This window comes from Streptomyces sp. NPDC002785 (assembly GCF_040295565.1).
Classification (GTDB): Bacteria; Actinomycetota; Actinomycetes; order Streptomycetales; family Streptomycetaceae; genus Streptomyces.
Genome location: NZ_JBEOVN010000041.1, coordinates 1 through 12,094, shown reverse-complemented (window position 1 = coordinate 12,094; position 12,094 = coordinate 1). Strand labels below are relative to the sequence as shown.

Annotated in this window: 11 protein-coding genes; 5 read left to right on the top strand and 6 right to left on the bottom strand. The window is 69.2% G+C overall.

The annotated features are described in order from the left end of the window. Position 1: 1 nt before the first annotated feature. The 3 genes from ABTZ94_RS13105 to ABTZ94_RS13095 form a co-directional block, all read right to left on the bottom strand. Positions 2–625 (bottom strand): lasso peptide biosynthesis B2 protein, encoded by a 624-nt coding sequence (locus ABTZ94_RS13105; protein WP_351200479.1) that lies wholly within the window; start codon positions 623–625, stop codon positions 2–4. Positions 626–1,264: 639 nt separating this feature from the next. Continuing rightward, the gene (locus ABTZ94_RS13100; RefSeq protein ID WP_351200477.1) at positions 1,265–1,531 is read right to left on the bottom strand and encodes a hypothetical protein; all 267 of its coding nucleotides are present in this window, start codon (positions 1,529–1,531) and stop codon (positions 1,265–1,267) included. 22 nt (positions 1,532–1,553) lie between these two features. Further along, positions 1,554–2,963, bottom strand: coding sequence for a gluzincin family metallopeptidase (locus ABTZ94_RS13095; protein ID WP_351200524.1), 1,410 nt, complete (start codon positions 2,961–2,963; stop codon positions 1,554–1,556). 747 nt (positions 2,964–3,710) lie between these two features. Between ABTZ94_RS13095 and ABTZ94_RS13090 the strand changes: the two genes are divergently transcribed. From ABTZ94_RS13090 to ABTZ94_RS13075, 4 genes are all read left to right on the top strand, one after another. After that, positions 3,711–5,384, top strand: a complete 1,674-nt coding sequence (locus tag ABTZ94_RS13090) for an SWIM zinc finger family protein (protein ID WP_351200475.1) — start codon at positions 3,711–3,713, stop codon at positions 5,382–5,384. Between the two features lie 457 nt (positions 5,385–5,841). Then, positions 5,842–6,777, top strand: a complete 936-nt coding sequence (locus ABTZ94_RS13085; RefSeq protein ID WP_351200473.1) for an ATP-grasp domain-containing protein — start codon at positions 5,842–5,844, stop codon at positions 6,775–6,777. Further along, entirely contained in the window at positions 6,774–7,709 is a 936-nt protein-coding gene (locus tag ABTZ94_RS13080; RefSeq protein ID WP_351200471.1) for an ATP-grasp domain-containing protein, read from the top strand. Before ABTZ94_RS13085 ends, ABTZ94_RS13080 begins: the two co-directional genes overlap by 4 nt. A gap of 61 nt (positions 7,710–7,770) precedes the next feature. Then, positions 7,771–8,412 carry an SMI1/KNR4 family protein gene (locus ABTZ94_RS13075; RefSeq protein ID WP_351200469.1) on the top strand — a complete coding sequence of 214 codons (642 nt, stop codon included), beginning with the start codon at positions 7,771–7,773 and terminating at the stop codon, positions 8,410–8,412. A 173-nt stretch (positions 8,413–8,585) separates the two neighbouring features. Here ABTZ94_RS13075 and ABTZ94_RS13070 read toward each other — a convergent pair whose 3' ends face one another. Further along, on the bottom strand, positions 8,586–10,184 hold the full coding sequence (locus tag ABTZ94_RS13070; RefSeq protein ID WP_351200467.1) for a serine/threonine-protein kinase: 1,599 nt from the start codon (positions 10,182–10,184) through the stop codon (positions 8,586–8,588). A gap of 537 nt (positions 10,185–10,721) precedes the next feature. After that, positions 10,722–11,009: an antibiotic biosynthesis monooxygenase gene (locus ABTZ94_RS13065; RefSeq protein WP_351200465.1), complete on the bottom strand. Its 288-nt coding sequence runs from the start codon at positions 11,007–11,009 to the stop codon at positions 10,722–10,724. A 98-nt stretch (positions 11,010–11,107) separates the two neighbouring features. Between ABTZ94_RS13065 and ABTZ94_RS13060 the strand changes: the two genes are divergently transcribed. Beyond that, on the top strand, positions 11,108–11,677 hold the full coding sequence (locus ABTZ94_RS13060) for a TetR/AcrR family transcriptional regulator (protein ID WP_351200463.1): 570 nt from the start codon (positions 11,108–11,110) through the stop codon (positions 11,675–11,677). Between the two features lie 141 nt (positions 11,678–11,818). Here ABTZ94_RS13060 and ABTZ94_RS13055 read toward each other — a convergent pair. Continuing rightward, positions 11,819–12,094: ATP-binding protein (locus tag ABTZ94_RS13055; protein ID WP_351200461.1), on the bottom strand; the 276-nt coding region annotated here is incomplete at its 5' end.

Genomic DNA, 12,094 nt, shown 5'->3' with positions numbered 1-12,094 from the left:
GTCACCGCCCTCCCCCGTTGATCGAGAGAACCGGCGCGAACGCGTGCCCGCGCGGATCGGCGTCAGGGATGCACAGGCCGGCGGAAGACGTCCAGGCGTGCAAGGCGAACGGATGCTCGCGCACACCGACGTGCAGCACGGCCTCCAGGCCACACCGTCGCAGCAAGACGAAAGCCGTCACGGCCTCGGCCTTGCAGTCGTCGTTGACGAACCAGCTTCTGCGGCTGTGTGATTGCACTGCTCGTTTAAGCCGTGCGACGTCCTGCGCGGAAGGCGGGTCTGCACGGGTGTAATCCGGGGCTGCCAAGGACAGGAGCCGCAGGACACGCCCGAATCCCATGGTCCGGATGAGCAGGTGCACTGCGCGCAGCCAGAGCCCGACCTCGACGTTCGAATGCTCCTTTCGGCGGGCTGTCGCGCACCCGGCACGGATGAGACCGGTGACGAGTTCGGCGCGTTCCTCGGAGCTTCCGTCAGCGAACTTCTGGACGTCTGCCGTCGCCATTCCAAGGAAACGCGTCCGCCTCCAGTCCGCAATCAGCGCTCCGCTGGACATCCTGATGACACAGCAGTGCGGTGACAGGATCCGCGTCATGGCTACCAGGGCATCGGCGTCCTCTGCCATCGCGCATCCTCCAAGGTCGGCCTGCCGCAGCGACTCTGCGGCAGGCCCGGTTCGACGTGTGGACGGTGTCAGGACATGTATCCGTGACCGTCGTAGTGGCCGCCGCTGAAGCCCCGGATCAGACGGCTGTTGCCGAGAAGGACAAGCCCATGCGGCGTACGGCGCCGCAGCAGTCGGAGAAACATTACCTACCTCCAGGATCAGGCAGCGTCGGTCAGTTTCAGGCTACTCCGCCCCGAATGCCCCGCAACCGGACTGCCAATACCCGCGCCGCGAAACATGGGCGGATGTCGTGGGCAACTGAGGCAGGCCAAGGGAGCGCCCCGGCCGAGGGCAGGGGACTGCGGCGCCAACGATCCTTGTGGGGGATCGGCTATGAAACCCGGGCCGCTCACCAGCCGGTCGACCGGCGGTCCCTTCCCTGCGGTGATTGCTTGTCAGATCGTCACCGTGGTCGCGAACTGCACGAGCAGGAAGGCGACCTGCCGGGAGAGACCTACACCTGGTAGACCGCGATCAGCAGGCCGAGGCGTTTCGTCCAACATGTTGAAGGCCCGCATGGGGCCGCGCTCTCCGGGCAGCACAGGGCGAGTTCCCTTCCGCAGGCGAGCCTGACCGTCGTCACCGAACCGCAGCGTGTCACTGCTTGCTCGGTGGGTGGTGCCCGGCGAAGCGCACACGGCGTACGGTGCGTCGGCCTTTCTCGTCGTAGCTGATGACGTGTGTGGCGCGGGGTGGGAGTTCCTCGCCTTCGGGAACGGCCGCTCCGCACGCGATGAGGTCGTCGATGAAGTGCTCTTCGGCCTGCCTTGCGTACTCCGCCTCGTCGGTGCCGGGGGGCTTCTGGCGGGCGCCCTCGTCGTCGCTGGAGGCTGTGGGTTTCTCGTCGTGCTCTTCCGTGGCCATCGCAGGAGCCTGTCCGCTTCGGTCAGATGAAGAGCAGTCGGTCGAGGACCAGGGCGCCGGAGGATTCGCGGGTGATCGCGTGGGTCCGTGTCCTGGTGGTGTCGACCACGGCGGCACTTGGGGTGAGAAATTCTTCGGCCACGGCCACACGGCCCTGCCGGAAAAGGTCCTCGACGAAGGTCTCCGCGGCCCGCTCGGGATCCACCGGGGTCAGTGGGCCGATGGCAGGATCGGCGCCGGCCACGGCGAACCGCGGTTGCTCCGCCGGTGTGCTCACCGCGAAGGACTCGGTGAGTCCGTAGCGTTCGGCAGGCACCGTGATGGTGGCGAGTTGTGCGCCGTGCCCGGGGGCCGCGCCGGTGATTGCTGCCATGTGCTGCGGCGCCGCCTCGGCGGCAGCGACCGCGTCCGAGGGCGAGAGGATCCCGTGGTGGATGAACGCCGAGCGCAGTGCCATGCCGTAGGCTCCGTCGTAGTCGGCCTTGTCGGCGGCGAGTGTGTGAGCGGCTACTTGCGCGTACATGGCGGGTACCACGGGGGTGGCGAGCAGGGCGTCCACGAGGAGCCTGCCCATGATGCGGCCAGCCTCCACCAGTGCTTTGCCGTCGCGGCTCGGCTGCTGGAAGAAGATTCCTGCCAGCGCTTCGAGGAATGCTCCGGTGAACACCCGTGAGAAGGAGTGCACTTCGCTTGACAGCAGGCTCGCGGGTTCGTTGGGCCGCAGGGTGACCGGATCGCGGTAGAAGTAGTTGTTGGCCGCGTTGCGCAGGCAGTCCGGCTCAACGGCGGTCGGAGCGATCTGGCGGATCGCCCATCCCAACTGTTCAGCCAGCCGCGACAGCCGCGAGGAGCGTGTCGGGTTGCCCTGGGTCTCGATGAGCACCTCGTCCGCCAGGGCCCCCACGCCGAGCGAGGCCAGGACGGCGCTCATGTCCCCGAACGACTCATGGAGCGCGCCGACTTCCGCGCTCAGCACGCCCCAGAACTGCGGTCGGAGCGCGTCGAGGACGGCGTGGCCCACTTCGTGGCAGACCACGTCGGGGCTCTCGCCGGAGTACACGGTCACGCCCGCGACGGTTTGCTTGAAGAAGCGAACGCCTTGCCCGTCGTAGTAGGCGTTGAGATCGTCACCACTGTCCAGCTGTGCCGTCAGAACCTTTTTGACGTTGCGGTTCCAGGTGGTGCCGGCCGGCACCAGCGGGCCCCAGAATTCGGAGGCTCGGCTCATGGCGTCCGCGGCTACCCAGTAGCGGAACTCGGTGCTGCCAGGGTAGTCCCCGCTCTCTGCGGGCACTCCTCCTGCGACGGCGACGGGCAGTGGTGGCTGGCCCATCTCGGGTGTCTGCCGCTGGATCGGGGTGCGCTCGATCGGCGGCTCGCCGGGATCTTCCTGCCACGTTTGGACATTGGCCAATTTGGTCTTCAATTTCATGGTGACTCCATCGGACCGTGCCTCCGGCCGTCGGGTGCCCTGGATGCTTCCCGCCGGTTTGAGTTGTGCCGCTCTCGGCGATGCGGGAGGGGTGATTCGGGGGCCGGGGTGGTCGCCGAAGGCTTCGGCCTGATTGCGGCCCGAGGCGTCATGACTGTCCCTCATTCCGCTGGCACGCCCTGCCAGCGGTCCGCTCCGTCGGCGGGCCTTGGGGGTAGAAGGCCCGGTGCGCTGTTGTCCAGGCCTTCTTCCAGTACGCGCCGCTGCGCAGGGCCTGTCAAATGCTGGCGGAACAGGATCCCCGCCGCCTTGTACCCGTCGCCACTCAGCGCCTATGTGTGCGGACTTCGGCGCGAGCCCGCGGAAGCGCAGCCCTCCCTGAACCACGACCGCACCTGAGGCGGTCCGATAGACGTTGGGGCAGTCATCGCCTCCGCACCCGCCGTTCCCGTTGCCGGTGAGCCGGGTCAGTTCCTCACGCGCCATCATGCCCCCTCTGCCACGGGCAGGGGCATTACCCGGCCGCGCCGCGTAACCACCTGGTGAAGCCATGCCTGCAGTCCGCCGGTTGGGGCGGTGAGACGGGGCGGCCATCACGGGCGGGCCCGAGTCGTGTCGGGGCGGTCAGGCCACCCGAGCTGATCAACCAAGGCGAGGACAGGGACGAGTCCCGAAGGCATACGCCCAGCAGGCAGGATGAGGGGCGTAGGTTCAGGGACCGAGGTGGGAAGGCCGAGGCGGGAAATCATGGATGGGTTCACCAAGGCGGATCTGCGAGCACTGGCCGGACCGCGTTCTTTCGAGCGGGGACTGGGCTATCTGGACGCGGTGACCGCCCTGGAGGTCGAGGACGGATCGATCACCGCCACGGTCCACGGGACGGACACCTACGAGGTGGAGTTGTCACTCGACGGGGCTGAAGGGCTCACCGGGGAGTGCGACTGCCCGTACGGCATGGAGGGCAACTTCTGCAAGCACCTGGTCGCGCTCGGCCTGACCGCGCTCGCCGGGTCGGAGAGTCTGCCGCGGCAGCGCACCCGGGCCCGCAGGCGCGCTCAGGACCTGGACGCGTGGCTGGCCACGCTCTCCAGGGACGAATTGCTCGCACTCGTACGGGAGCAGGTCACCGAGGACCGGCAGGTGCGACGCCGCTTGGAGTTGCGTGCGGCGAGCGCCCGCGGAGACCTCGCCGAAGTCCGCGCCCGGATGCGTGAACTCCTCGACATCGGCCGTTTCGCCCGGTACGGATATGTCGAGTACGCCGATGCCCGCGCCTATGGCGAACAGGCCGCGCAGGCGGTGTCCGCCGTCGCCGCTCTGACCGCCACCGGGCGGGCCGCGGACGCGATCTCTCTGTCCCGGGAAGCGATGCGGCTGCTGAGCGAGGTGCAGGAGACGATCGACGACTCCGACGGGCACCTCGGCCAGGTCGGGACCGCTCTCGCCGAAGTCCATCTCGACGCGTGCCGCGCGGCTCCCCCCGACCCGGACGAGACCGCGCGGTGGCTGGTCGGCCATGTGCTCGGTGACCTGGACGACCTGACCGACATCGATGCGCTCGATTACGAGGACGTCCTCGGCGAACGGGGCATGGCCACCGTAAGACAGCTGGCGCTCGAAGCCTGGCGCGGCAACCGCACAGGCTGGGCGGAGAAGTACCTGATGGAGCGGTTGGCCAAGGCGGCGAACGACGTGGACGCGGTGATCGCCGTGCACGCGGCCGACCTCGCCCCCGACGGCAGCACCCACCTGGTCATCGCCCACGAACTGGACACCGCCGGACGCCCTGACGACGCGCTGAGCTGGGCAGAGCGCGGCATCACGGAAGCGTCCGACACCAGCACCCTCGCCATCGGCCTGGTCGACTACCTCTGCGACCGCTACACACACTCGGACCAGCTCCCCGATGCCGTCGCCCTGCGCCGCGCCCGCTTCTCCGCCCACCGCACCCTCGCCGCCTACCGGCAACTGCGCGCGGCGGCACAGGCAGCCGACTGCTGGCAGGCCGAGCGCGGGGAGGCCCTGGCGGTGCTGCGTGCCGATACGGCACAGCGCGAGCGGGGCTGGTACAGCGGCCCGGTCCTGATCGACGCTCTGCTCGACGACAAGGACATCGACGCCGCCTGGCAGGCTGCCACCGCGACCGGCGCCCACGACCAGCAGTGGCTTACCCTCGCCGACCAGGCCCGCGCCATCCGCCCCGCCGACGCGCTGAGCGTCTACCGGCGCCTGGCCGAACCCCTCGAGAAGCAGACCGGCAACGCCGTCTACGAGCGGCTGACCAGCCTGCTCCTGAGCATGCGCGACTGCCACCACCGCCTGGGCACCACGGACGATTTCACCGCGTACCTCGCCGCCCTGCGCGCCGGTCAGAAGCGCAAGCGCAACCTGATGCGGCTCCTCGACCAGCGCGGTCTGTGAAGCCGATGCGGAGTCCGCACACGAGTGGTGCGCGGATGATCTCCGCGGATCTCGAAGATTCGGGGGCCGGCCGGAACGAACTGGTGGTGGAGGGCGCGACAGCAGCACACGAGGTACGGGAGGCCAACCCGGACGCCGCACGTCTCCTGGACGCCTTCCGGGACTCGCCCACGTTCCGCACGACGAGCCCAAGGCGCTCTCGACGGGTGCCGTCCGGTGATGCGGACGGGGGAGGCGCGGCCGTACCGATGGTGGGCTCGGCCGGTGCAAGGCCATCCACTCCGTGGCCGCACCCGACGCAGATCTGTTTGGATGAGGGAACACATCATCAGTAACATCCGGCTGGCGTTGCTTTGGGGTGAGCGTGACGTAGCGTTTCCCTTTTGGCGGTGTTCGGAAGAGCACCGCAAGGCATCGTTGTGCCCTCATCAGTCATGGGGCACCGAGGGGTATTGGGATGAAGCTCTGCTTCCTCGTCGAAGAGCTGTACCGGCATGACGGCATGCCGCTTGATGTGGCCCGACGACTGTCGTCGTGGGGACACCAGGTGGACGTGGTGCGCCCCGGCGGATCGCTGCTGCGGATTTCGGAAGAGGTGCGGGCGGGGACCCATGACGCCTGGGTACTCAAGACCGTGTCCGGCGGCCCCGGGCTCACCCTGCTGGAGGCCGCGGCGGCCGTGGGCCTGACCACGGTGAACGATGCGCGGTCGATCCGTGCGGTGCGCGACAAGGTCCTCACATCGGTCATCGCGCGACAGCACGGGCTACCGGTTCCGGTGACCTATTCGGCACCCAGGGCCACGCTGTTCGCAGATGTCCCCGACGAGCTCTTCCCCCTGGTGGTCAAGCCCGCCGATGGCAGCTCGGGGCGCGGGGTGCGGCTCGTGCCGGACCCCGGGCGCCTGGCGGAGGCGGAGCAGGCCGGGGAGGGCCAACTGATCGCACAGCCCTACGTGCCCAACGCGGGCTCCGACCTGAAGGTCTACTGTCTGGCGGGCGAGTTCCACGCGACCTTGCGACGCTCCCCGCTCCACCCGGACGGGCTGGTCGAGGAGGGAGCCGTCCCCCTGCCCGCCGAGGTGGCCGCAGCGGCGGCGAAGGTGGGATCGGTCTTCGGCCTCGATCTGTATGGCATCGACGTGGTGCTCGGCCCCGACGGCCCCGTGATCGTCGACATCAATGACTTCCCGAGCTTCCGTCAGGTCCCGGACGCCGTATCCCGGTTGGCCGGAGCCGTCCTCGACCTGGCCAGGGCGGGTGGCAGCGCCCGGACGGGCGTACTCGCCCCGGCTCCGCGCATTGTCTCCCAGTCGCAGATCCCCCACGGACAGCCTCACCCGCACCCCGAAGCGGACATGCTGACGGCCGTACCGGGAGTCGCCCAGATATGAGGGTGTGTCTGCTGACCGACAAGCCGGATCATCCGCTGCTTGCCGCAGCCTCTTCCGCACTGATCGAGGCGGAGCACCAGGTGTCGTTCCTGAACCCGGACACCGGGACCGGATCCCCGTCGGAACTGGTGACCCCGGACGATCTCGCGGACGTCTACCTCCTCAAGGCCCACAGCGCCCGGGCACTGGAGCTTGCCCGCTTCCTCGAAGCACACGGTGCCCGGGTGGTGAACTCCGCCGCTGCGACGGAGCTGTGTCAGGACAGGAGCCGGATCGCCGCCGTGGCCGAAGGAGCCGGTCTGCCGATGCCCCGGACCAGGACCTTGGACACATTGTCCGAAGCCCTCACTGGAGCGGAGCGGTCGCAGAACGGCTTTCCGCTCATGGTCAAGAGCCGCCACAACCGGCGCGCAGACCTTGTCGCCCGCGTGGACGGCCCGGCCGGGCTCCGGGACCTTGCCGCGAAATGGCCCGACGAGCCTGTCGTCATACAGGAGTTCGCCGCGAACAGCGGCTGGGACCACAAGCTGTGGGTGATCGCGGGAGAGGTGTTCGCGGGGGTGCGCCCCGCACCGGTGGGCGCCCCGCCGGACGGCGCCCGGTCCGCGCCACTGGTCCGTGACCTGCCCCGGGCCTGGACCGAAACAGCCCTCCACGCGGGCGAGGTCTTCGGCCTGGACGTCTACGGTGTCGACCTGCTGGACCGTGAGGGGGCGCCCGTCGTCGTCGACGTCAACGCCTTCCCCGGCATCCGCGGACCGAAGGGCGCGCCTGCGGCGCTGGCGGCCCTGGCGCTGCAACGCCCTCGGCCAGCATGGAGGAGGGCCGGAAGCTGCAGCGGATCAGCCGGAGTCGCGGGACTGCCCGCCCAAGCGCATCCAGACGCGGGTGGTCGCAGCTGCCGGGATGCTCACGGACGCCACCGGCGATAGCCCAGCCCTTCGCCCGGATGGAATTTCAGCGTACGGTCGTGGCTCCTTGTAGCGTGACCGAATGTCTGTTGAATCACATGATGAAGCTGAGCGAGTCACAGCGGCTTGGCAGGCCCTGACCGCCTGGCTTGCTGAGCATGCTCCCCTCTCGTACGCCTCCCTCCTGCCGCCCGCGACGGAAGAGGAGATTGCCACCGCCGACTCCCGGCTGCGGCAGTACCTCGGGTTCGGGCTGCCCACGGAATTGGCCGCACTGTGGCGGCTGTGCGGTGGTACGGAGCACCAGCACATCGAGAATGACGAGGAGGGTGAGGTCGGCTCCGGGGCTTTCCTGCCCGGCGGAGTGATCTTTTCCCCAGCGGAGGCGCTGGGGCTGAGGCTCCCCACGCTTGGGCAGCGCGACGGGTGGGGCGGAGCCCAGGTGGTCCCGTGGCTTACCCGGGACGAAGCCGGGCCCTTGCACGGTCACTATGCCGGCGCCGTCGGCGTCGGAGACTGGTCGATCGTGGACGAGCCGGTGACGAAGCCTGTCTATCCGTCTATCGCTGCCTACCTCGAAGCCGCCCTCCGCACCGTGACCGACGGCCCCGCAGACCTGATGGGCGACGATGTGCCCGGACTCGTGTGGGGATGTTTGATCTGGGATGATCCCGAGCGTCCTGGCATGCTCGATGCCTTCGAGCACTGGACACCGCTCCACTGAAAACCAGGTCCCTCGCCCCCATGAACTCGGGGCGAAGGACCAGGCCGTGAACTGTCGGTCAGGGCTTCGCCATCGTGCAGATGAGTTCCGCCTTGGACGGGTCGCACGCCGTGAACCAGCTGTTACCCGGGTCCACGGTGTAGCTGTCCTGATCGGTGGCGTGGCGACAGGTGTCAGGCGGCCGGACCGTCGAGATCGAGGCCGATCAGCGCCAACGCATCGCCGACCTCTGTGGTCATCTCGTCGCCGGGCCCGAAGACCAGACACAGGTCGTCGTACAGCGGCCGGAGAATCCGATGGGCCTCGGCCGCCTGCCCCTGGGCGAGCAGCAGCATCCCGATGTCGCGGCGCAGCTCGACGGCTTCCTCACTGAGGTCGCTGTCGACGGTCCGTACGACGTCGAGGAGACCGCGCAGCGCGGCGAGCGCGTCGGTGACGTGGCCGAGCTCGGCCCGGCACCGCGCGGCCTGGGCGCGACAGGCGCGCGCCGACTCGCCGGTGGGGCCGCCGGTGCGCGCGTATGCGTCCGCCAGGGCATCGAACTCGGGCAGCGCCGCCCGGTAGTCCCCGCCGAGCAACTGGATCGCGGCCCGGCGGGTCCGCAGCTCCAGGACCTTCCGGCTTTCCGCGCCGAGCGCGTGTGCGGCCGGTTCGATGATCTCCGCGAGCACCTCGGCGGCCTGCGCGAACCGCTCCTCGTCCAGGAGCGCGTCGGAGTGCGCATACGCCTCGTCGATGTCCGCACGCAACTGCGCGGGTACGGGAAAGGGCGCGGGAACAGCCTGACCGGCGTTCAGGTCGACTGCCGCAGGTGCGGACCGGCCCGCCCCCGCGCGGGCGCGAGGCGCGTACGGGTGGCGGAAGATCCCGGTCGGATCCGGCGCCCCCGCAGGCCCCGCCTCCCCGGGCGCGGGCTTCACGCCCGGCGGCGGCAGGAACGGCCGCAGCCGCTCGTACACCTCCTGCACGTCGGCGGGCCGTGCCTCCGGCGCCTTGAGCAGCAGATGCAGGACGAGGTCCTCCAGCTCCTGCGGCACGTCGGGGCGCAGCACCCGCAGCGGGGTGGGGGCGGCGTTGACGTGCTGGTGCATCACCATGTACTCGCTGTCCGCCGTGAACAGCAGGCGTCCGCCGAGCAGTTCGTGCAGCACACAGCCCAGCGCGTACAGGTCGGTCTGCGGGGTGGTCCGACCGCCGCGTACCTGCTCGGGCGCCATGTACTGGTAGGTGCCGATGGGGCTGCCGGTCGCGGTCAGCTTGGTGACATCGGTCCGAAGGATGGCCGCGATCCCGAAGTCGAGGACCTTCACGGTCCCGTCGCGGGCGACCAGGACGTTGCTGGGCTTGAGGTCGCGGTGGATCACCGGCACTTCGTGCGCGTACGACAGCACGGTGGCGACCTGCGCCGCCACAGCCACCGCCCAGCTGACCGGAAGCAGCCGCTCCGGGTGAATGTACGAGGACAGCGACACCCCGTCCACCAGCTCCATGACCAGGAACAGCCGCTCGTACGTGTCGTCGAGCACCGCGTCGTACACCTGCGGCACGCCGGGGTGCTGGATCCGTGCGGTGATCCGGGCCTCACGGCGGAACCGCTTGGCGAACTCCTCCGCCAGCTGCGGCGAGCCGACGACGGCCTGCTGCCGGATCAGCTTCACGGCGACGGGCCGGTCGAGCACGGCGTCGTAGCCGCGCCACACGTCCCCCATGCCGCCGTTGTCGAGCGGCTCCAGAAGCTCGTACCGACCGGCGATCGGCTGCTGCTGCGGCACATTGCCCCCGTGTGTGCGTGCGCTGGCCGGTGTGCGCTGCCGCACCGGCTTTCGACGTGGTGGAGGGCAAGTGTCCCTGGTAGGGCGATCTTCAGTCCAGCGGCGGCGGAGTGGAGGTGTCCGGGGGCCTCTTTCCGGTCACGACGGTTGCGCTCCGACCGCAAGAGGCTGGAGCGCAACTGCCCGGGGCGGCCCCGGCAGCCCACGATGCTTGCGACGGCCTGCTGAGGTCGGCGACGTCAGCGTCAGGGTGTCGTGCGCGTCGCGGCATCGATATGCGGAAGGTTCGAGCACCTCAACCTCCATCCGCTTTTAAGCTGAGCCCAGTTGTTCAAAGTCGTCCCGACGAGGAATGGCAGCAGATCAGCTACCCGGCAGCGGAGCCCGATCCGGAGACCGGCGAACTCATCTCCAACGCCGAAGTCGCCGAGATATCCCAATACACCGCTTTCGCCAGCCGCAAGAAGGCAGAGCGGTCACCGGGCGGCTGATCGTGCGCGCGCGTCCGCGACCTGGCGGTCATAACAGCCTGCCCCGTCACCGCGACAGCAGGGTGTGGATCTGGCGGGGCTTGACCTCGCGCTCGTCGAAGCCGACGGCCGCGCCCAGCTCCCGGGCCACAGCGGCGAACGCCGCCTGGAATGCCTGCTGGGACTCGAACTCTCCGGTGGTAACGACGGCGTCGCCCTCGGGGGTGACCCAGGGCTCGGCGCGCAGGAATCCCGGCTGCGAGGCCAGCACCTCGCGGACCTGATAGCAGCGGTCGACGAACTCCTCGACATGCTCGGGGCTTGGGTAGTGAAAGGCGACGAAGCCGAACGACATGACGATCCCCTCTTTGAGATATACGCTTACGTATAACAGGAGGCTAGACCTGTTGTACGGACCCGTACAACAGGCGGAAGAGTGAGGCGGGTCACACCATGGGTTCGTTGCGCACACCGCGCGAAAATTGGGTCGAGGAGGGCCTGCGGGCGCTGGCATCAGGCGGCGTGGACGCCGTACGTGTCGAGGCCCTGGCCAAGTCCCTCGGCGTGACCAAGGGCGGGTTCTACGGCTACTTCGCCGACCGCGACGCGCTGCTGAAGGAAATGCTGGACACCTGGGAACGGGAGGCCACCGACGACGTCCTCGACCGGATTGAGCGCGAGGGTGGAGACCTCATGGACAAGGCCTGCCTGGCCGGGCAGTTCACCTTCTCCGACCGCCTGCGCCCCATCGATCTGGCCATCCGCGACTGGGCCCGCCGCGACCAGGCCGTCGCCGAGCGCCTGCGCCGCGTGGACAACGCGCGCATGGGCCTGCTGCGCGAGGCGATCGGCACCGTCTGTGCCGACCCGGACGAGATCGAGGCCCGCAGCGTGCTGGCGTTCTGCGCGGCCATCGGCAGCCACTTCCTTGCTGCCGACCACCCCGGCCGCACCCGCGCCCAGGTTCTCGCTCGCGCCAGCGACCTCATCCTCAACCGGCCGCCCAGCAACCCCGCCCAGTGATCACTCCCCAGCCGCCAGCCACGACCCCTTACAGGCTGTGCGCATGCCGGCCAGGCTCCGCGCGGCGCAAGCCTCAACGGAACGAATCGCGAAGTCACACTGGAGTATTAGCTGAGTGAAACGGCCGGCTGCGCGCCGGGCCTACGGCATTCCCATTTCCAGCACGGCCCAGACCGTCTTTCCGGGGCCGTCCGTGCAGGGGTACCAGCCCCAGCGGTCCGTGAGAGCTGCGACCAGAAGCAGGCCGCGGCCTCCGTCTCCGTCCAGGTCGTCCGACGGTTCGGTGAGGGCGGGGACCTTCTCGCCTCGGGTGTCGGTGACCTCCACGCGTAGGGCGGTGCCTTCGGCGGACAGGCGGAGGCGGAAGTCGCGGCCGGGCACGTGGCCGTGGCTCACGGCGTTCGCGCTGTGCTCCGG